This is a genomic window from Streptomyces sp. NPDC025784, assembly GCF_055558435.1.
In genome coordinates this window covers 223,574-242,381 of sequence record NZ_JBVHMN010000001.1, presented here as the reverse complement: position 1 = coordinate 242,381, position 18,808 = coordinate 223,574, and the positions used below count along the sequence as shown (strand labels likewise).

The window sequence follows — 18,808 nt, the reverse complement described above, 5'->3', positions numbered from 1 at the left end:
CCGGCGAAGGAGGCGGCCGCAGACCTCGCACGCGGTCCCCGGGGCAGGCTCGAAATCTCGGCCGGAAAAGCACGTCGACCGAGGCGGTCGTCGCGAACAAGTGCGGCCATACACCAGTAAAGTGCGCATATGGGTCACTGGTTGTACCGGAACTTCGTCGAGCCGGGGAAGCTGCCCCTGCTGCTGGCACTGACCTCGTTCGTCCTGACCTTCGTGATCACCCGTGTCATCGTCCGGCTCATCCGCGCCGGCAAGGGTCCCTTCCGCAACGTCCAGGCCGGGAACCTGCACATCCACCACGTGGTGCCGGGCGTCGTGCTGACGGTGATCGGCGGCTTCGGCGCGGTGGCCAGCAGCCGGTACGGGTTCGGCGCCTGCGCCTGCGCCGTGGTGTTCGGGATCGGCGCGGGCCTGGTGCTCGACGAGTTCGCGCTGATCCTGCACCTCCACGACGTCTACTGGACCGAGGAGGGCCGCAAGAGCGTCGAGGTCGTGGTGGTCACGGCCGCCCTCGTCGGCCTCGTGCTCAGCGGGTTCTCGCCGTTCGGCGTCAACGACCTCACCGACCAGGAACTCCAGGACCGCGGCAGTGTCATCGCCACCGTCGCCGTGAACTTCCTCTTCGCCCTGCTCGCCCTCAGCAAGGGCAAGGCCCGCACCGCGATCTTCGGCGTGGTCGTCCCGTTCGTCGCCCTGATCGGGGCGATCCGGCTGGCCCGCCCCGGCTCACCGTGGGCCAAGCGCTTCTACCGCAGACGGCCGCACGCCCGTGCCAGATCGAGCCTGCGCGCCTACCACCACGACCGCCGCTGGCTCGGTCCCAGCCGCAGGCTTCAGGACTGGATCGGCGGCAAACCCGATCCCGATGCCGAACCTGCCCGTTCCCTGCCCGGCCGCCACTGACGTACCTCGGAGACCCCGCACACGACCAGCACCGCGACGATGGCCGCGAGGTGTTCCTTGCCGGCCAGGTTCTCCTTCAGCAGTACCTCGACCACCATCGCCCCGGTCACCGCCGTCGCCGTCGCGTACGCCCGGTAGCGCCAGCCGAGGAAGACGGCCAGGCCCACCACCGCCGCCGACGGCCCGGCGTCGACGACCCGGGCGTCCGCACCGGGCAGCCCCAGCGCGCTCTGCGGACCCAGTGCGATGGCCGTCCGCGCGTAGAGCGTCCCGGCCAGTGTGGCGAGGTAGGCGACGGCCGGCGTACGCCACCGGCCCAGACAGATCTCGGCGATCCCGAACACCAGCAGGATCTGTACGAGCGCACCCCACACCGGCAGGTCCAGCGCCGGGACGAAGAGGGACAGCGGGGTGCGCAGCAGGGCGAGCCACAGCGGGTCCTCGGCCCGCACGGCACCGACGTTCTGCACGAACCGGTAGCCCCAGGACCGGTTCTGGGCGAACTGGAAGGCCGCCGTCAGGCAGACCGCCGCCACCGTCATGGGGGCCGCCCGCCACTGCCTCGCCGCGAGGGTCCGGCGCACGGTGTCGTACAGCGCCCCCCATTCCGCACGGGCCCAGCGGGCGGGCCGGCTCATCCGGCAGCCCCCACGGCATCGCTCACGTCGCCCCCCGCCGGTGCGACTCCAAGTGCTGGCGATGGAGCCACTTCGGCAGCCCCGGTGCCTCCAGGAACCCTTCGGCACGCGCGGACGCGACACCGATGCGCAGCAGGTCCGCGCTCTTCTCGAACAGCAGGAACCTCGGCTCCCAGATGGGCCGGTACTTCGCGTTGGCGCGGTACAGCGACTCGATCTGCCACCAGCGGGAGAAGAAGCTGAGCAGCGAGCGCCACAGCCGCAGCACCGGTCCCGCGCCGAGCCGTGCGCCGCGCTCGAAGACGGACCGGAACATGGCGAAGTTGAGCGAGACCTGGGTGATCCCGATCTCCCGGGCGCGTCGCAGGAGTTCGATCACCATGAACTCCATCAGCCCGTTCTCGGACTCGCGGTCGCGTCGCATCAGATCGAGGGAGAGTCCGTGCGGGCCCCATGGCACGAAGGACAGCACCGCCCGCAACTCGCCTTCGGCGTCCGTGCAGTCGAGCATCACGCACCGTCCGTCCTCCGGGTCGCCGAGCCGGCCGAGCGCCATGCTGAACCCGCGCTCGGTCGCCCCGTCCCGCCAGTCGTCGGCGCGCCGCAGGAGGTGGGCCATCTCGTCGGCGGGAATGTCCTCGTGGCGCCTGATGCGGACCTGGTAGCCGGCCCGCTTCACCCGGTTGTAGGCCTGCCGCACGGTCCGCATGGCACGGCCTTCCAGAGTGAACTCGGAGGTCTCCACGATGGCTTCGTCGCCGAGCTCCAGCGCGTCGAGGCCGTGCCGCGAGTAGATCGTGCCCGCCTCCTCGCTCGCCCCCATCACCGCCGGGATCCAGCCGTGCGCACGGGCCTCGGCGAGCCAGGGCTCGATGGCACCGGGCCACGCCTCGGGATCGCCGAGCGGATCACCCGAGGCCAGCGAGACGCCGCCCACCACGCGGTACGCCACCGCCGCCTTGCCGGTCGGCGACCACACCACGCTCTTCTCCCGGCGCAGAGCGAAGTAGCCCAGGGAGTCCCGGTCGCCGTTCCGGTCGAGCAGCGCGCGCAGCCGCTTCTCGTCGTCCTCGGTGATCGGGTCGACCGCGCGGCGCGAGCGGAAGGCCGCGTAGAGAACGGCGAGGAGCAGCAGTGTGCTGAGCACGTTGATGGTGACGTTGACCCAGTTGGGGATCGCGATGCCGGGATAGTGGGAGTCGTCGGCGGCGACCGACACCAGGCGCAGCGTGCCGTAGCGCCAGCGGTCCAGGAACGACGAACGGTACGCGTCGTGCGCCTGGTTGGCGACCGTGACCAGCAGCGTGGCGAGCAGCGACGCCGCCAGCAGCCCGCCCACCGCGACGGCGGCGGCCAGCTTGGGGTTCGACCGGTCGCCCTTGGCGTAGAACTCCCGGCGGCCGACGACGAGCGAGCCCACGAAGGCCGCGGTCAGGGTGAGCGATACCCAGTTCTGCGCGTACCGGCGGATCTCCGGGAACGCCATCGCGACGGCGAACAGCAGCAGGAACAGGCCGCCGAGCACGAGGTTGAGGATCCACGCGGCCCGCTTGCGCCGGCGCATCGTGATGGCCAGGAACATCGTGAACACACCGGACGCGAAACCTGCCGTCAGCAGGTACGGCGTGAAGAAGTTCTCGGTGTTGTGGCGCCGTACGTCCTGTCCGAGCGACACCCACGCGGCGCTCAGGAAGTTGATGAAGGTGACGGCTCGCAGATACCAGACGGCGAAGGCGGCGGCCCGCCGTGAGGCGGGCGCGGACCGCCGGTCCCCGTCGGCCTGGCGGGCCGGCGCCCGTTCCTGCACGGCGGCAATTCGGGCATCTCCCATGAAGGGTGATGATATGGGCTGAGGTCGTGCGTGCGAGGGAGTGAGGTGTCGGGTGGTTCCCCTCGCTCCCAGTGGGACTGCATGCCAGAACTTTTCCCGCCCCGCCGCCCCTGTCCGTCCCGGACCCGGGACTCCGCCCCGGACCCCACTCCTCAGGCGTCGGAGGGGCTGAATCAGCCCGTCCGGCGCTTGAGGACGAGGCCGTTCAGGCCGATGCGGGGGTGCGGGGGCGGCAGCCCCCGGGACAAGGGACGGGCAGGGGCGGCGGGGCGAAAGAGGACCTGACCTGCAACGGCGCAAGGCCCGCCCCGACGGGAATCACCCCGAAGCAAGCCGCCCCGCTGGAACCGTCTACTCGGGGAGTTCCTCCTCCGACTCGGCCTCCGGCGCCTCCGAGGCCGCCACGTCCGGCTCCGGCTCCGCGGCCTCCGGCAGCTCCGCCGACAGCGCGGCCGCCGCCTGCACCAGAGGAAGGGCCAGCAGCGCACCCGCGCCCTCACCCACGATCACCCCGTGGTCGAGGAGTGGTTCGAGAGCCATCCGGTCCAGCGCCTTCGCCTGCGCCGGCTCCCCGCTGTTCTGCCCGGCCAGCCACCAGTCCGGCGCCCGGAAGGCGACCCGCTGCGCGACGAGGGCGCACGCGGCCGACACGACCCCGTCGAGGATCACGGGCATCTTGCGCACCGCGCTCTGCAGCAGGAACCCGGTCATCGCCGCGAGATCGGCGCCGCCGACCGTCGCGAGGAGCTGCAACTGGTCCCCGAGCACGGGCCGGGCCCGCCGCAGGGAGTCCCGCACGGCCGCGCACTTGCGCATCCACGCGAGGTCGTCGATGGCCTGACCGCCCCGCCCGGTCACGACGGACGCGTCGGTCCCGCACAGCGCGGCGACGAGTACGGCCGCCGCCGTGGTCCCGCCGACGCTGATGTCACCGAGGACCACGAGGTCGGTACCGGAGTCCGCCTCCTCGTCGGCGACGGCGACGCCCGCGCGGAACGCCGTCTCCGCCTCCTCCAGGGTGATCGCGTCCTCGACGTCGATCCGCCCGGAGCCCCGCCGCACCCGGTGCCGCACGACCTCGTCGGGCAGTCCCTCCGGGTCGCAGTCCAGCGACATGTCGACGACGCGCACCGGCACGCCGAGCCGCCGGGCCAGCACGGCCGCCGGGGTGGCGCCTTCCAGGACGGCCCGCACCAGTCGGTCGGCGGTGCCCGCCGGCCGCGCCGACACGTGCAGCGCGGCGATTCCGTGGTCACCCGCGAACAGCACCACGCGCGGCTGCTCGATCGGACGCACCGGTACCGCGGACTGTGCCGCCGCCAGCCACTCACCCAGGTCGTCGAGGCGGCCCAGTGCTCCGGGCGGCACGATCTGGCGTTCCCGGCGCGCCTCGGCGTCACGCCGCACACCGCCGTCGGGGCGCTCGATCAGATCGGTGAAGTCGTCGAGATTAAGCGAGCTCATTCGCCGAACAGTACCGGCACCGGTCGAACACGGCTGCGCCACGTCGTTGCGCCACGGAGTGCCACACGCTACGTACCTTTTGTATCGGATTGTCGTACACCTCGGATGCCCGGTCCGCCCCGGTGCGCCACCACCTCCCGCCACCTCGCCCCCGCTGTCCCGCCGACCCCGTCGTCCCGCCGCCCCAGGAGCGCCCATGCCCCGCACGCCGCAGTCGATCGCCGAGCGCCGCGCCGTCTACGCGGCCGAACTCGCCCGGGGCACCGACCGCTTCCACGAACCGCGCCGCCAGGACTGCCCGTGGTGCGGTTCCCGGCGGCTGCGCACCCGGCTGCGGACGCCGGACCTCGTGCAGCGCAAGCCCGGCACGTTCGTCGTGGACGAGTGCGGGGACTGCGCCCACGCGTTCCAGAACCCCCGGCTCACGGCGGAGGGACTGGCCTTCTACCAGCGGGACTTCGAGGACGACGCCCAAGAGCTTCTCCTGCTGCGGCAGCTCGCCCTACGGGGCCGCCGGAGCCGCCACCGGCTCGCCGCCCGCGCACTGCTGCCGCACGCCGAACCGGAGAGCTGGCTCGACGTCGGCACCGGGCACGGGCACTTCCCGGCCGCGGCCAAGGAGATCCACCCGTACACGGCCTTCGACGGGCTCGACCCCTCACGGCGCGTGGAGAAGGCGCGGGCGGCCGGCCGGGTGGAGGAGGCGCACCGCGGCCGGCTCACCGACCGCCGCGTCGCCGAGCGGCTGCGCGCCCGCTACGACGTCGTGAGCATGTTCCACCACCTGGAGCACACCGCCGACCCGCGCGCGGAACTGCGGGCCGCCATGACGGTCCTGCGGCCCGGTGGCCACCTGCTCGTCGAAGTCCCGGACCCCGAGAGCGCGTTCGGCACGCTGCTCGGCAAGTGGTGGGTGGCGCACGGTCAGCCGCGCCACCTCCACCTGATGCCCCTGCCCAACGTGATCGGCGAACTGGAGACGCTGGACTGCGAGATCGTCGCCACGGACTCCCGTGAACCCCACGCTCCCCACGACCTCTCCGGCGCTCTCGCGCTGGCCCTCGGCCACGCCCTGCCCGACCCGGACGCCCTGTGGCGTCCCTCTCCGCCGAGCCCGCTCCGGCATCGGCTGCACCGGGTGCTGACCAGGACGGCTGCCCCGGTGCTCGCCGTGTCGTCCGCCGTGGACCACGCCCTGGCCCCCGTCCTGCGCCGCACCCGCTTCTCCAACGCCTACCGCGTCATCGCCCGCAGACCGGACTGAGCCGTGGTCCGCGGTCAGCCGCGCAGCGTCAGGGACTGTCCCGCCACGACCAGCAGTACCTGCTCGCACTCACCGGCGAACGCCGTGTTCAGACGGCCGAGTTCGTCGCGGTAGCGGCGGCCGGACGCGGTGGCCGGGACGATCCCGGAGCCGACCTCGTTGGAGACCGCGACCAGGGTGCGGCGGGTGCGGCGGACCGCGTCGACGAGTTCCTCGACGCGGGCGCGCAGCTCACGTTCGCCGTCGTCGGCCCAGTCCGCGTCGTCCCAGGCGTTCACGGAGTCCATCGCGTCCGTCAGCCACAGCGACAGACAGTCGACGAGCAGCGGCGGGCCGTCCTCGGCGAGCAGGGGGACGAGATCGCAGGTCTCGGTGGTGCGCCAGGAGGCGGGGCGCCGGTCGCGGTGGAGGCTGACCCGGGACGCCCACTCGTCGTCCCCGTCGCGGGTGCCGCCCGTCGCGACGTACAGGACGTCGGGGAAGGACTCCAGGCGCCGCTCGGCCTCGACGGACTTGCCGGAACGCGCTCCGCCGAGGACCAGGGTGCGGCGCGGCACGTCCGGTACGTCCTCGTAGACGCCCACGTCGAGGGTGGTGCCGTCCGGTACCGCCCGGGCGCCCGCCGCCGCGAGCCGGCGCCGCAGCTCGGGCCCCGGCGGCACGTCGTGGTCGAGATGCACGGCGATCACGTCCGTCGTCGGGCCGACCGCACCGGCCGCACGCAGCTTCGCCAGGGCGTCGGGGCGTCCCACGACGTCGGCGAGCACCATGTCGTACACGTCGGTCTGTGCGTCCAGCCCGGCGGGTGCCGCGCCCGGCGGCAAATACAGCAGTCGCTGCCCGTCCGGTCCGGTCACCGCGTACCCCGTGCCGGGCGCGTCCATCGCCACCGCCCGCACCCGGTGCCCGGTCAGCAGCGCCAACTCCCGCCCGTCGGGCACCCGGCCGGGCTGCGGCAGTCCGGCCGGCACCTCGACGGGGGGTCCGTCGTGCGGGTGCGAGAGCAGCACCTGCCGTACGCCGCCCAGTGTGTGCCCGGCGCGGGCGGCCGCGAACGCGGCGCCGGGTGTGAGGTCGAGAAGGAGGGTGCCGTCCACGAGCAGCGCGGTCGCCGCCCGCGCGTTCTCGCCGAGCGCGGTCGCGCAGGACGCGCAGGGACAGTCGGGGCGGGGCAGTCCCTCGGGGGCGCCGGTGCCGAGCAGAGTCAGTTCCACGACATTGATTTTTCCGTGTCCCCGCAGGTCCTGCGCGTCCGGCTAGGCTTCGGGCTGGAGCCGGATCTTGTCCGGCTTCCGCTGTGCAGTGTGCTCACATCTTGGAGGCGTACGTGGCGGCATGGACGTGGCGGTTCGAGAAGTCCGACGGGACAGAGGTCCAACCCGCGGTGCAGCCCGAGGAGTTCACCACGCAGGGGGACGCCGAGTCCTGGATCGGTGAGGTGTGGAAGGACCTCGTGGAGGGTGGCGCCGACCAGGTGTTCCTCTTCGAGGACAGCACGCAGATCTACGGACCGATGAGTCTGCACGCCGATCCGGAGTAGGCCGGTCGGGGTTGCCGGGGCAGCACCCCGGCAACCCTCCCGGTCGGCGCGGCAGTCCCGACCGTCCCAAGCCCCCCGCACCCGCGCTCGGGGCGCTCGAAGGCTCTCGCCCCCCTGCACTCGCGAGGCCCGCACGGCCCTTCGCACGCGCCCGGGGCCTACTGCTCGCCCAGCGTCACCTCGACCGTCTCCTCGTGGTCGCCCCGCACGAAGGTCACCTTCGTCCGGTCGCCCGGCTTCAGGCCGGCGAGCGCCTCGGCGAGCGAGGTGATCGTGGTGATCTCCTCGTCGCCGACCCCGGTGATGACGTCACCGGCCCGGATGCCCGCCCTGTCGGCCGCGCCCCCGCTCGTCACGCCGGCCACGGCGACGCCCACGGGCTGGTAGTTGTCGTTGACGACCGTGCGGCCCGTGACCCCGAGCGCGGCCCGGCCCGACTCGGTGACCCTGCCGGACCTGACGATCTGGTCCGCGATCGTCTTCACCGTGGAGGCGGGGATCGCGAAGCCGATGCCGGGGGCCGCGCCCCCGCCGAGGTCCTGGGAGACGGCCGCGAGCGTGGGGATGCCGATGACCTCGCCGTCCAGGTTCACCAGCGCCCCGCCGCTGTTGCCGGGGTTGATCGCCGCCGACGTCTGCACCATGTTCGCGATCGTCGCCCCCGGCCCGCCGTCGCCCTCGCTGACGGTGCGTCCGATCGCGGACACGATTCCCTGGGTCACGCTGGACGACAGGCCGAGCGGTGACCCCATCGCCAGCACGATCTGGCCGACCTCGACCTTCGTCGAGTCCCCGAACGCCGCGGGTTTCAGCCCCGCGGGCACCTTGTCCAGCTCGACGACCGCCAGGTCCTGTTCCGGGTAGGAGTAGACGAGCGTCGCCGTCAGCTCGTCCTTGTCGTTGGCGACGGTGACCTTGAACGTCTTCTCGTTCCCGATCACGTGCGCGTTGGTGACGATGTGCCCCTTGTCGTCGTACACGACGCCCGACCCGAGGTCCTTGGACGCCTGGATCTGCACCACCGACGGCAGGACGTTCCTGATCACCTTCAGGTAGTCGTCCTGGAGGTCGTTGGTCACGCGCGGCGCCTGTGCCTGCGCCTGCGTGGTGATGCCGTCCTTCGTGGCGGAGGCGGAGCCGCCGGTGCAGCCGGAGAGCGACGCGGCCGACAGGAGGAGAGCCGTCAGGGCCGCGACGATGCGGGGGGCACGGGCTCGGGTGGGTGTGCGGGAGGCGCCACGGGAATCGGCCATGCCCGAAGTGTCCCTTTTCGGCTTGCGGGCCGACCCGTGATGCGCACCCGAACGGGTCGCTCAGCCACGCACTCCACACAGGTGCAGCAGCGCCGCCACCTGACGGTAGGGATCGGTCCGTCCGGCCCGCTCCTCGCAGGCCAGCAGTGTCTCCACGTCCGGTGGAAGGGCCGCCCCGTCCGCCGCCGTGTCCGTGAAGACCCGCACCCCGTACCAGGCGTGCAGCGGCGCACCGATCCCGGCCAGCGTCGCCGTCAGCGTGGCGAGCCGGTCGGCACGCACGTCGAGCCCGAGCCGGTTGGTGTAGGCGGTGGTGTCGAACGCGGTCAGCGTCGTCCCCCAGTCCCCGGACAGCCCGGGACGCATCGCCAGCGCGTCGGCGTTGCGGACGAGCAGCGAGAGCAGCCCGCCGGGCGCCAGCATCCGGGCCAGACCCGCCAGCAGCGCGTCCGGCTCCTCGACGTACATCAGGACGCCGTGGCACAGCACCACGTCGAAGCTGCCCGGCAGGAAGTGGACGCCCGTCTCCCGGCCGTCGCCCTCGATGAGGCGGACCCGGCCGCGGATGCCCTCGGGCTCGGCGGCCAGCGCCTCACGGGCCACGGCCAGCATCGTCGCGTCCTGTTCGAGCCCGGTCACCTGATGCCCGGCACGGGCCAGCCGCAGCGCCTGCGTGCCCTGGCCCATCCCGACGTCGAGGATCCGCAGCCGCCGCCCCACCGGGAAGCGTCCGGCTATCTGCTCGTCGAGCTGCCGGGCCACCAGCTCCTGTCGTACGACATCACGCAGGGCACCCAGCCTGTTCAGCCAGGCGTCCGCCGCGCCCCCGGAGAAAGACGTCGTGCTCAGGGCCGCTCTCCGCGCTTGACCTGCGGCTTCGGCAGCCGGAGTCGACGCATCTGGAGGGTGCGCATCAGTGCGTAGGGGACCGCGCCCTTCTTGGGCTGGTCAGGGAAGCGGGTGTTGAGCTGCTTCTTCAGACGGAACGCGATACCGATCGAGTCGAGCACGATCAGCACGATCACGACCAGCCAGAGCAGCAGCGCGATGTTCTGGAGCGAGCCGACCCGCACCATGCTGAGGACGAGGATGACCACCGCCAGCGGCAGGAAGAACTCGGCGATGCAGAACCGCGAGTCCACGAAATCGCGCGCGAAGCGGCGCACCGGCCCCTTGTCTCGGGCGGGCAGGTAACGCTCGTCGCCGCTGGCCAGCGCCTGGCGCTGCCGCTCCATCGCGGCGCGGCGGTCGTCGCGCTGCCGCTTGGCGGCCTCCTTGCGCGTCGTCGGCGTACTGGCGACGCTGCGGCGCTGGGTCTGGGCCTCACTGCGCTTGGGCGTGGGGCGACCCTTGGGGGCCTGCGGGTCACGGGGCTGCTTGGAGTCGGTCACCGGCGCCTTGTCGGCGGGGGCCTTCTCTTCCTTGGCACGGCTACGGAACACAAAACCCAAGGGTACGGGGTTCGCGGGCATGGACGTCGTGCGAGTGGGGAACGATCCGGCAACACCGTACGTCTGTAGTGGGACAGAGGGGACGTTGTGCCCGGGCCGACCCCGAGTGCCACCTACTCCCTGCGCCGGAGCGGTGCCGTACGCAGTCGTCCTTGGGGATGAGCGCATCCGTCCCCGAACAGTGCGGTAATGGATGCAGGGCCCGTACTGTGGGTTCTGTTGCAGTACCTGGAGCTGGAGTCCGTCAGAAGGGGGCGCGCGAAGCCCATGAGCGGTGTCATGAAGCGTATGGGGATGATCTTCCGCGCGAAGGCGAACAAGGCCCTTGACCGGGCCGAGGACCCGCGCGAGACCCTCGATTACTCGTACCAGAAGCAGCTGGAGCTGCTGCAGAAGGTGCGCCGTGGCGTCGCCGACGTGGCGACCTCCCGCAAGCGCCTGGAACTGCAGCTCAACCAGCTGCAGAACCAGTCCTCCAAGCTGGAGGACCAGGGCCGCAAGGCGCTCGCCCTCGGCCGTGAGGACCTGGCCCGCGAGGCCCTGTCCCGCCGCGCCGCCCTCCAGCAGCAGGTCACCGACCTGGAGACGCAGCACCAGACCCTCCAGGGCGAGGAGGAGAAGCTCACCCTCGCGGCCCAGCGGCTCCAGGCCAAGGTCGACGCCTTCCGTACGAAGAAGGAGACGATCAAGGCGACGTACACGGCGGCCCAGGCGCAGACCCGGATCGGGGAGGCCTTCTCCGGCATCTCCGAGGAGATGGGCGACGTGGGCCTTGCCATCCAGCGCGCCGAGGACAAGACCGCGCAGCTCCAGGCGCGCGCCGGCGCCATCGACGAACTCCTCGCCTCCGGTGCCCTCGACGACCAGTCCGGCATGGCCAAGGACGACATCCAGGCCGAGCTGGACCGGCTCTCCGGTGGTACGGATGTAGAGCTGGAACTGCAGCGCATGAAGGCGGAGCTGGCCGGCGGGTCCTCGCCGCAGCAGGCGATCGAGGGCGGCACGGGACAGCCCTCCCAGTCGCAGCAGCAGGACACACCCCGCTTCGACAAGCAGTGACCCACGCCTGAGGAGGGCGACATGATCGTACGGATCATGGGGGAGGGGCAGGTGAGGCTGGACGACGGCCACCTCACCGAACTGAACAAGCTGGACGACGAGCTGCTCACCGAACTGGAGGGCGGCGACGAGTCCGGCTTCCGCCGCACCCTGGTCGCCCTCCTGGAGGCGGTGCACCGCCTGGGCACTCCGCTCCCCGACGACTCGCTGGAGCCGTCGGACCTGATCCTCCCCTCGCCCGACGCGACCCTCGAAGAGGTCCGCGAGATGCTCAGCGACGACGGCCTGATCCCCGGCTGACCGGGACACCGCCGCGGGCGGGCTCCGGTCGTCCGCCCGACGTACGAGGCCGCCGGGCCGCCCGCACGACGGCGGCCGGGCGGTGCCTCCCGGGGCTCGGCACTCTTTCCGGCAGCGTGTGGTGCGCCCGGAGCGCACTGCTGCGGTGGCTTCCGGGGCCGTGGGCATTCCGGCCGGGGCTCGGCACTCTTTCCGGCAGCGTGTGGCGCGCCCGGAGCGCACTGCTGCGGTGGCTTCCGGGGCCGTGGGCATTCCGGCCGGAGCTCGGCACTCTTTCCGGCAGCGCGTCGCGCGCCCGTCGCGCACTGCTGCGGTGGCTTCCGGGGCCGAAGGCGTCCCGGCCGGACCCCGGCACTCGCTCCAGCAGCACGTCGCGCACTCCGTCTGCATTCCGGCGGGCGTCCGCGTCCACTCCGGCAGGCGTGTGGCACTCACCGCGACGGCAGGCCGGCGGGGTCCGCGCCCCTCCACCCGCAATCCGGCAGCGGTCGGCGCCCATTCCACCCGCGATCCGGATCCGGCAGCGGTCGGCGCCGATCCGCCACGCCTGCGGCCACTGCGCCGAGGCAGCGGCGGGTCCGACGGCCCCGCCGCTGCTCCCGCGGCACTCTCCCTCCGGCCGTCCGGCGCGCACTCCGCCGGTACCCCGGCAGGCAGGCGTACCGCAGGCCTCCGGCGTCCCCTCCCTAGGTACGTCGGCGAGTGCCCCGCGCCTGCTCCGGCGGCACGCCGGGTGGCGTCCGGCGCTCCCTACGGCAGGGTCCCGGTGCCCGCGGCGGCAGCACCCGTTCCAAGCCCGCCGGGGCCCCCGTACCGTAAAGCCGTGAGCACCATCGAGCGCACGAGGGACTGGCTCCGCGCGCACCCCCTCGCCCTGGACGCCGCCCTCGCCGCGGGCGTCCTCGTCAGCATGGTCGCGGGCTCCTTCGTCGACCCGCACGGCGAGAACGGCGCGAGCTGGGGCGCCCGCACCCCGGGCGCCCTCGGACTCACCCTGATGGTGCTCGGCGCCGCGGCCCTGGTCTTCCGCCGCCGCGCCCCGATGACCGTGCTCGCCGCCACCGTGGCCTTCTCCCTCGTCGAGCTGGTGACCGGCGACCCCCGCGCCCCCGTGGCGATGTCCGCCGTCGTCGCCCTCTACACGGTGGCCTCGACCACCGACCGCCCCACCACCTGGCGCGTCGGGCTGGTCACCATGACCGTCCTGACCGCGGTCGCGATGCTCGCCGGTCCGATGCCCTGGTACGCGCAGGAGAACCTCGGCATCTTCGCCTGGACCGGCATGGCCGCCGCCGCCGGGGACGCCGTGCGCAGCCGGCGCGCCTTCGTGCACGCGATCCGGGAGCGCGCCGAGCGTGCCGAGCGCACCCGTGAGGAGGAGGCGCGCCGCCGCGTCGCCGAGGAGCGGCTGAGGATCGCCCGCGACCTGCACGACGTCGTCGCCCACCACATCGCCCTCGTCAACGTGCAGGCCGGAGTCGCCGCGCACGTCATGGACAAGCGGCCCGACCAGGCGAAGGAGGCCCTGGCGCATGTGCGGGAGGCCAGCCGGTCCGCGCTCAACGAACTCCGCGCCACCGTGGGGCTGCTCAGGCAGTCCGGGGACCCCGAGGCGCCCACCGAGCCCGCTCCCGGCCTCGCCCGGCTCGACGAGCTCGCCGACACCTTCCGCAACGCGGGCATGCCCGTCGAGGTGGCCCGCAGCGACCAGGGCCTGAGCCTGCCCGCGGCCGTCGACCTCGCCGCCTACCGCGTCATCCAGGAAGCCCTGACGAATGTGCGCAAGCATGCGGGACCGGACGCGAAGGCCGAGGTCAGCGTCGTACGGGTGGGACCGAACGTGGAGGTCACGGTCCTCGACGGCGGGCCCGGAGGCGACGGTGAACCCGGCAGGCACGGCGGCGCCGCCGGGGACGAAGGACCCGGCCCGCACGACGGGACCGCAGAGGGCGGCGGCCACGGGCTGCTCGGCATGCGCGAGCGGGTCACCGCGCTCGGCGGCAGCTGCACGGCCGGTCCCCGTTACGGAGGCGGCTTCCGGGTCCATGCGATCCTTCCGGTCAAGAACCGCACGCCTGCCCTGGGGGACTCCGTATGACCATCCGCGTCGTGCTCGCCGACGACCAGGCGCTGTTGCGCAGCGCCTTCCGTGTGCTCGTCGACTCCGAGCCCGACATGGAGGTCGTGGGGGAGGCGTCCGACGGCGCGGAGGCGGTGCGGCTCACCCGCGACGAGCGCGCCGACGTGGTGCTGATGGACATCCGGATGCCGGGGACGGACGGTCTCGCCGCCACCCGGCTGATCACCGCCGACCCGGGGCTCGCGCACGTACGGGTGGTCATGCTGACGACCTTCGAGGTCGACGAGTACGTGGTGCAGTCGCTGCGGGCCGGCGCGTCCGGTTTCCTCGGCAAGGGGGCCGAGCCCGAGGAGCTCCTGAACGCCATCCGGATCGCGGCCGGCGGCGAGGCGCTGCTGTCCCCGGCGGCCACCAAGGGACTGATCGCGAAGTTCCTCGCCCAGGGCGACGGCGCGGACGACGAGCGGGACCCCGCCCGCGGCGAACGGCTCGCCGCGCTGACCGGGCGCGAGCGCGAGGTGCTCGTGCAGGTGGCGGGCGGTCACTCCAACGACGAGATCGCCGAGCGCCTCGAGGTCAGCCCGCTCACGGTGAAGACGCACGTCAACCGGGCCATGGCGAAGCTCGGCGCGCGAGACCGGGCGCAGCTGGTCGTCATCGCGTACGAGTCCGGGCTGGTCCGTCCACGGGTGGACTGAACTCCACCCCTACGGCTGATGTCGATCATCGCTCCCTCCTTCGGCAAGGAGCGCCGCGCCCGGAAGAAGGCGGCGCAGCGGGCGAAGAAGGCCGGGGAACCGCCCCGGCAGGCCTGCGAGGAGCCGGCGCCGGCCCAGGTCTGACCCGTACGACGCCGAAGGGGCGCTCCTCCACCGGAGGGGCGCCCCTTTCGCGCGCACATGGGACCTACGGGAGGGCCAGCATCCGCTCCAGCGCGAGCTTGGCGAACTGCTCCGTCTCGCGGTCCACCTCGATGCGGTTGACCAGGTTTCCCTCGGCGAGCGACTCCAGCGTCCAGACCAGGTGCGGCAGGTCGATGCGGTTCATCGTCGAGCAGAAGCAGACCGTCTTGTCGAGGAACACGATCTCCTTGTCCTCGGACGCGAAGCGGTTCGCCAGTCGCCGTACGAGGTTGAGCTCCGTGCCGATCGCCCACTTCGAGCCGGCCGGGGCCGCCTCCAGGGCCTTGATGATGTACTCCGTGGAGCCCACGTAGTCGGCCGCGGCGACCACTTCGTGCTTGCATTCGGGGTGGACGAGGACGTTCACGCCGGGGATGCGCTCGCGCACGTCGTTCACCGAGTCCAGCGAGAAGCGGCCGTGCACCGAGCAGTGGCCCCGCCACAGGATCATCTTCGCGTCGCGCAGCTGCTCGGCCGTGAGCCCGCCGTTCGGCTTGTGCGGGTTGTAGACGACGCAGTCGTCGAGGGACATGCCCATGTCGCGGACGGCGGTGTTGCGGCCCAGGTGCTGGTCGGGCAGGAAGAGCACCTTCGACCCCTGCTCGAAGGCCCAGTCCAGCGCGCGCCGGGCGTTCGACGACGTGCAGATGGTGCCGCCGTGCTTGCCGGTGAACGCCTTGATGTCCGCGGAGGAGTTCATGTAGGAGACGGGCACCACCTGATCGGCGACGCCGGCCTCGGTGAGCACGTCCCAGCACTCGGCGACCTGTTCGGCGGTGGCCATGTCGGCCATCGAGCAGCCGGCCGCGAGGTCGGGCAGGACGACCTTCTGGTCGTCGCCGGTGAGGATGTCGGCGGACTCGGCCATGAAGTGCACACCGCAGAAGACGATGTACTCCGCCTGCGGGCGGGCGGCCGCGTCCCGGGCCAGCTTGAAGGAGTCGCCCGTGACGTCCGCGAACTGGATGACCTCGTCGCGCTGGTAGTGGTGGCCGAGCACGAAGACCTTGTCGCCGAGCTTCTCCTTGGCCGCGCGGGCACGCTCGACCAGGTCGGGGTCGGACGGCGAGGGCAGGTCGCCGGGACACTCGACGCCTCGCTCGCTCTTCGGGTCGGCCTCACGGCCGAGCAGCAGCAGGGCGAGGGGCGTCGGCTGTACGTCGAGCTCCTGGGTCTGGGCGGTGGTCACGACACGCACCCTTTCTGTTCTGCGGCTCGCCGGGCCCGTAGGTGCGGGTCCGGCGGGACAAAGCCTTTTCGTCGAATTGACGCTATCTATCATAACCCCTTCACGTCACGTTGACGATGTCCATTGCGTCGATGTGACGTGAATCCCGGTCGCCTCGACGGCAGGTGACACGGAGGTGTCGATGGGGTTGTCCACAGGGCGCTGTCCGCACGCAGGGGCATGTGCGAGCATGAATACGGAAAGGCAGAAAAGACGCGCGCACGGCCCGGAATGAATCCGCGGCCCCGCCGGTTGCAACCGTCGGCAAGCAGTCTCCGTACAACCCGGGAGAGAAGCAGATGTCCGTATCGGACGAGACCACCACCGTGAGCGACGGCATCATCCTGTCCGACGCCGCAGCGGCCAAGGTCAAGGCCCTGCTCGACCAGGAAGGCCGCGACGATCTGGCGCTGCGCGTCGCCGTTCAGCCCGGTGGCTGCTCCGGCCTGCGCTACCAGCTCTTCTTCGACGAGCGCTCCCTCGACGGCGACGTCGTGAAGGACTTCGGCGGCGTCAAGGTCGTCACCGACCGCATGAGCGCTCCGTACCTGGGCGGCGCGTCCATCGACTTCGTGGACACCATCGAGAAGCAGGGCTTCACGATCGACAACCCGAACGCGACGGGCTCCTGCGCCTGCGGCGACTCCTTCAGCTGAGCCTCCCGGGACGGCGGCGCGAGCCCGCCGTCCTCGGCCGGGACCACCGGGCGCGCGGCGAAGGCCGCGGCGGGCAGGGCCGGACACGCAGCGGCGTGCGCGGCCCGCACCGGATCCGGTCGTCCGGACACGTACGAAGGCGGCGTCCCCCTCCGACAGGGACGCCGCCTTCGTGTGTCCGAAGCCGTCGTGACCGCTACCGCGGCCCCGCGGACCCGGCCCCGGAAACCTCCGGCACGGTGACCTTCCCCTCCGGAATGCGCTTGCCGTCCGTCCCCACGACCTCGCGATCGCCGAGCGGCGCGTCCAGGTGCACCGTCTTCTGGTAGATCTTGGCGATGAGGATGCAGACCTTGCCCTTCCAGGGCGTCTCGGTGACCTTCACGGTCACCTTGTCGGAGCTCTCGCTCGCCGACACCGCGTAGTCGGCGCACACCCCGCCCGTGAAGCTGACCGTCAGGTCCTTGCCGTCGACGGTGTAGCCCTCCACCGCGACGTCACGGGTGGCCGGAGCCGAGGTCGGCTCGTCGCCCCGCGGCGTCGGCGCGGGACTCGGCTGCCCGGTCGAACCGCCGGACGGCGCGGGCGAGGCCAGATACCGCGGCTCGACCGCCGGGTGCGTCACCGTGAAGGCGTCTCCCGCCCCCTGCGTCCGCACCTCGAACAGCCAGGACGGCACCAGCGCCTGCCGTCCGTCGGCGACGCGCGCCGCCAGCCCGAAGACGGCCTTCTCGACGGTCGTCGTCTGCGTAGCCGGCAGCGTCGTCGCGTGCTCGCACGGCTTCTCGTCGCGGTCCTTGAGCGGTACGGGGCTGGCGCAGCCGCCGATGCCCTTGCGCCCGCCGCCCGGTGCCGCCGCCGAACCGCCGTTCATCAGGTCGAGGGTCTTCTGCGCCCCGAGGACCGGGTAGGTGTCGCCCTTCACCGGCGCCTTCAGCTGCCCGCTGCCGCTGACGACCGTGCCCTCGGAACCGATCTGGAGCCCGGTGGCCCAGCCGTACGTGGGGAGCCCGCCGACCTTCGGGTCCGCGTTCACCACGCGCACCCGGTCGTCGTTCATGAGCTGGGTCGCGTCCAGCTTCGCGTCGTCCTGCCCGACGGCCTTCAGCACCGGAGCGGCCGCCTTCTTGGCCTCCTCCTCGCTCACCGCCCCCGGACGCATCCCGGCCAGGCCGCTGGAGCCGACCGGTACGCAGCGCTTGCCCTTGGGGCAGTTGTCGGTCCCGGGGACGAACGAGCTGTACGTCCAGGTCCCGGGCGCCGCCCGGTTCACCTGGAGGTGGGGCTCGCCGGCGTCCTTGGTGACGCCGACCTTCCAGACGTCCCCGGCCGCCCTCGGCGTGCCCTTCAGGCCGAGGGCCTTCGCGAGCCGGGCCACCTCGGCACCGGTCACCTCGCCCTTCGCCCAGTACACGGGCGACGAGTCCGGCCCGTCGGGCAGCTCGCCGTCCGCGCGGTAGGTCACGCCGTACGGGTTCGGTTCGCCGGGCGCGATGCCGTTCGTGCCGCCGTCGGACCCCGAGCCGCTCGCGGCTCCCTCCGAGTAGCCGTCCAGCGCGAGGGGCGGGGGAGTGCCGTCACCCCCTGGGGCCCCGGACCCCTGGCCGCTCCCGCGGCCGGACGCGGTCGCCGCGAAGTACGCGCCGCCGCCCCCGACGAGCAGTACCGCCGCCGCGACCGAGGCGATGACCACGGGGGATCGCCGGGCGCGTGGGCCGCCGGGCTCCGTGTCCTCGACGGGACCCTCGGCAGGCCCCTCGGCGGGAGGGGTCGCGTCGTTGTCGGGTCGCTCGGTGCTCACCGCATCGCTCCTTCGGCTCTGCTGCTGTCCCATGACCCGGCCCTGCCAAAAACGGGCTCTGGTGGGTCGTATACCGCATCCCCTTTACGGGGGACAGCGATGGGACGCGCCGGGGGAGCGTGCGGTTCCCTGCGGGCGCCCTCCGAAATTCACCTGTTCGGCGGCGCCCGGTCGCGTGGAAGGGATCAGTCGCCGTAGTCGGACATCGCGTCCAGCAGCCGTGCGGAGGCGGGCGGCACCGTGACCCCGTGGATGCGCGCGGGGGAGACGGGGCTGGCGGCCGTGGGGGCGGGGGCGGACCAGTGCCGGACCATCCGGGCGCAGTCGCCGCGCAGCGTCGCCAGATCGCCTTCGAGTTCACTCACCGGGCCGAGCGGGGCGGGGCCGTGGACCTTGAGGTTCGTCATACCGGAACCGTATGCACCGATGCCGTCACGA

General features: G+C 72.4%; 19 protein-coding genes. 9 read left to right on the top strand and 10 right to left on the bottom strand.

Going from position 1 to position 18,808, the window contains the following annotated elements; genetic code table 11:
* Positions 1-129 precede the first annotated feature (129 nt).
* Complete coding sequence (locus tag ACZ4IF_RS01065) at positions 130-903, top strand: G protein-coupled receptor family protein (RefSeq protein ID WP_359491426.1); 774 nt, start codon at positions 130-132, stop codon at positions 901-903.
* Here ACZ4IF_RS01065 and ACZ4IF_RS01060 read toward each other — a convergent pair.
* From ACZ4IF_RS01060 to cobT, 3 genes are all read right to left on the bottom strand, one after another.
* A complete protein-coding gene (locus tag ACZ4IF_RS01060) occupies positions 834-1,541 on the bottom strand; it encodes a hypothetical protein (RefSeq protein ID WP_467558402.1) in 708 nt (235 codons plus the stop codon). The two genes, ACZ4IF_RS01065 and ACZ4IF_RS01060, sit on opposite strands and share 70 nt — an antisense overlap.
* A 22-nt stretch (positions 1,542-1,563) precedes the next feature.
* Entirely contained in the window at positions 1,564-3,372 is a 1,809-nt protein-coding gene (locus ACZ4IF_RS01055; RefSeq protein WP_467558400.1) for a phosphatidylglycerol lysyltransferase domain-containing protein, read from the bottom strand.
* Between the two features lie 351 nt (positions 3,373-3,723).
* Positions 3,724-4,836 (bottom strand): nicotinate-nucleotide--dimethylbenzimidazole phosphoribosyltransferase, encoded by a 1,113-nt coding sequence (cobT, locus tag ACZ4IF_RS01050; RefSeq protein WP_467558398.1) that lies wholly within the window; start codon positions 4,834-4,836, stop codon positions 3,724-3,726.
* Positions 4,837-5,032: 196 nt separating this feature from the next.
* Between cobT and ACZ4IF_RS01045 the strand changes: the two genes are divergently transcribed.
* Positions 5,033-6,100: a class I SAM-dependent methyltransferase gene (locus ACZ4IF_RS01045; RefSeq protein ID WP_467558396.1), complete on the top strand. Its 1,068-nt coding sequence runs from the start codon at positions 5,033-5,035 to the stop codon at positions 6,098-6,100.
* 14 nt (positions 6,101-6,114) lie between these two features.
* Here the strand turns inward: ACZ4IF_RS01045 and ACZ4IF_RS01040 are convergent, their stop codons facing one another.
* Positions 6,115-7,314 carry a bifunctional adenosylcobinamide kinase/adenosylcobinamide-phosphate guanylyltransferase gene (locus ACZ4IF_RS01040; RefSeq protein ID WP_467558394.1) on the bottom strand — a complete coding sequence of 400 codons (1,200 nt, stop codon included), beginning with the start codon at positions 7,312-7,314 and terminating at the stop codon, positions 6,115-6,117.
* 113 nt (positions 7,315-7,427) lie between these two features.
* On the opposite strand from ACZ4IF_RS01040, the gene ACZ4IF_RS01035 reads away from it, so the two are divergent.
* Complete coding sequence (locus ACZ4IF_RS01035) at positions 7,428-7,640, top strand: hypothetical protein (protein ID WP_028805198.1); 213 nt, start codon at positions 7,428-7,430, stop codon at positions 7,638-7,640.
* A 158-nt stretch (positions 7,641-7,798) separates the two neighbouring features.
* Here the strand turns inward: ACZ4IF_RS01035 and ACZ4IF_RS01030 are convergent, their stop codons facing one another.
* From ACZ4IF_RS01030 to ACZ4IF_RS01020, 3 genes are all read right to left on the bottom strand, one after another.
* Entirely contained in the window at positions 7,799-8,893 is a 1,095-nt protein-coding gene (locus tag ACZ4IF_RS01030; RefSeq protein WP_467558391.1) for a S1C family serine protease, read from the bottom strand.
* 60 nt (positions 8,894-8,953) lie between these two features.
* Positions 8,954-9,655 (bottom strand): class I SAM-dependent methyltransferase, encoded by a 702-nt coding sequence (locus tag ACZ4IF_RS01025; protein ID WP_467558389.1) that lies wholly within the window; start codon positions 9,653-9,655, stop codon positions 8,954-8,956.
* Between the two features lie 83 nt (positions 9,656-9,738).
* Positions 9,739-10,365: a DUF3043 domain-containing protein gene (locus tag ACZ4IF_RS01020; protein ID WP_467558387.1), complete on the bottom strand. Its 627-nt coding sequence runs from the start codon at positions 10,363-10,365 to the stop codon at positions 9,739-9,741.
* A 246-nt stretch (positions 10,366-10,611) separates the two neighbouring features.
* On the opposite strand from ACZ4IF_RS01020, the gene ACZ4IF_RS01015 reads away from it, so the two are divergent.
* From ACZ4IF_RS01015 to ACZ4IF_RS00995, 5 genes are all read left to right on the top strand, one after another.
* A complete protein-coding gene (locus tag ACZ4IF_RS01015) occupies positions 10,612-11,403 on the top strand; it encodes a PspA/IM30 family protein (RefSeq protein WP_467559909.1) in 792 nt (263 codons plus the stop codon).
* Positions 11,404-11,424: 21 nt separating this feature from the next.
* The gene (gene pspAA / locus ACZ4IF_RS01010; protein WP_432173315.1) at positions 11,425-11,703 is read left to right on the top strand and encodes a PspA-associated protein PspAA; all 279 of its coding nucleotides are present in this window, start codon (positions 11,425-11,427) and stop codon (positions 11,701-11,703) included.
* Between the two features lie 823 nt (positions 11,704-12,526).
* A complete protein-coding gene (locus tag ACZ4IF_RS01005) occupies positions 12,527-13,801 on the top strand; it encodes a sensor histidine kinase (protein WP_467558385.1) in 1,275 nt (424 codons plus the stop codon).
* Entirely contained in the window at positions 13,798-14,481 is a 684-nt protein-coding gene (locus tag ACZ4IF_RS01000) for a response regulator transcription factor (protein WP_345643444.1), read from the top strand. Before ACZ4IF_RS01005 ends, ACZ4IF_RS01000 begins: the two co-directional genes overlap by 4 nt.
* A gap of 18 nt (positions 14,482-14,499) precedes the next feature.
* A complete protein-coding gene (locus ACZ4IF_RS00995) occupies positions 14,500-14,625 on the top strand; it encodes a hypothetical protein (protein ID WP_467558383.1) in 126 nt (41 codons plus the stop codon).
* A 64-nt stretch (positions 14,626-14,689) separates the two neighbouring features.
* Here the strand turns inward: ACZ4IF_RS00995 and nadA are convergent, their stop codons facing one another.
* Positions 14,690-15,874: a quinolinate synthase NadA gene (gene nadA / locus ACZ4IF_RS00990; RefSeq protein ID WP_467558381.1), complete on the bottom strand. Its 1,185-nt coding sequence runs from the start codon at positions 15,872-15,874 to the stop codon at positions 14,690-14,692.
* Between the two features lie 338 nt (positions 15,875-16,212).
* Here nadA and ACZ4IF_RS00985 point away from each other — a divergent pair, with 338 nt between their 5' ends.
* On the top strand, positions 16,213-16,569 hold the full coding sequence (locus ACZ4IF_RS00985; protein ID WP_028805207.1) for an iron-sulfur cluster assembly accessory protein: 357 nt from the start codon (positions 16,213-16,215) through the stop codon (positions 16,567-16,569).
* A gap of 196 nt (positions 16,570-16,765) precedes the next feature.
* Here the strand turns inward: ACZ4IF_RS00985 and ACZ4IF_RS00980 are convergent, their stop codons facing one another.
* Both ACZ4IF_RS00980 and ACZ4IF_RS00975 read right to left on the bottom strand, forming a co-directional pair.
* On the bottom strand, positions 16,766-18,370 hold the full coding sequence (locus tag ACZ4IF_RS00980) for a hypothetical protein (RefSeq protein WP_467558378.1): 1,605 nt from the start codon (positions 18,368-18,370) through the stop codon (positions 16,766-16,768).
* Between the two features lie 185 nt (positions 18,371-18,555).
* Positions 18,556-18,777 carry a hypothetical protein gene (locus ACZ4IF_RS00975; protein WP_467558376.1) on the bottom strand — a complete coding sequence of 74 codons (222 nt, stop codon included), beginning with the start codon at positions 18,775-18,777 and terminating at the stop codon, positions 18,556-18,558.
* Positions 18,778-18,808 lie beyond the last annotated feature (31 nt).

Coding starts and splice junctions, on each gene's coding strand:
- ACZ4IF_RS01065 (WP_359491426.1), top strand. CDS start 130: ATGGGTCACTGGTTGTACCGGAACTTCGTCGAGCCGGGGAAGCTGCCC.
- ACZ4IF_RS01060 (WP_467558402.1), bottom strand. CDS start 1,541: ATGAGCCGGCCCGCCCGCTGGGCCCGTGCGGAATGGGGGGCGCTGTAC.
- ACZ4IF_RS01055 (WP_467558400.1), bottom strand. CDS start 3,372: ATGGGAGATGCCCGAATTGCCGCCGTGCAGGAACGGGCGCCGGCCCGC.
- cobT (WP_467558398.1), bottom strand. CDS start 4,836: ATGAGCTCGCTTAATCTCGACGACTTCACCGATCTGATCGAGCGCCCC.
- ACZ4IF_RS01045 (WP_467558396.1), top strand. CDS start 5,033: ATGCCCCGCACGCCGCAGTCGATCGCCGAGCGCCGCGCCGTCTACGCG.
- ACZ4IF_RS01030 (WP_467558391.1), bottom strand. CDS start 8,893: ATGGCCGATTCCCGTGGCGCCTCCCGCACACCCACCCGAGCCCGTGCC.
- ACZ4IF_RS01020 (WP_467558387.1), bottom strand. CDS start 10,365: ATGCCCGCGAACCCCGTACCCTTGGGTTTTGTGTTCCGTAGCCGTGCC.
- ACZ4IF_RS01015 (WP_467559909.1), top strand. CDS start 10,612: ATGAGCGGTGTCATGAAGCGTATGGGGATGATCTTCCGCGCGAAGGCG.
- pspAA (WP_432173315.1), top strand. CDS start 11,425: ATGATCGTACGGATCATGGGGGAGGGGCAGGTGAGGCTGGACGACGGC.
- ACZ4IF_RS01000 (WP_345643444.1), top strand. CDS start 13,798: ATGACCATCCGCGTCGTGCTCGCCGACGACCAGGCGCTGTTGCGCAGC.
- ACZ4IF_RS00995 (WP_467558383.1), top strand. CDS start 14,500: ATGTCGATCATCGCTCCCTCCTTCGGCAAGGAGCGCCGCGCCCGGAAG.
- ACZ4IF_RS00985 (WP_028805207.1), top strand. CDS start 16,213: ATGTCCGTATCGGACGAGACCACCACCGTGAGCGACGGCATCATCCTG.
- ACZ4IF_RS00975 (WP_467558376.1), bottom strand. CDS start 18,777: ATGACGAACCTCAAGGTCCACGGCCCCGCCCCGCTCGGCCCGGTGAGT.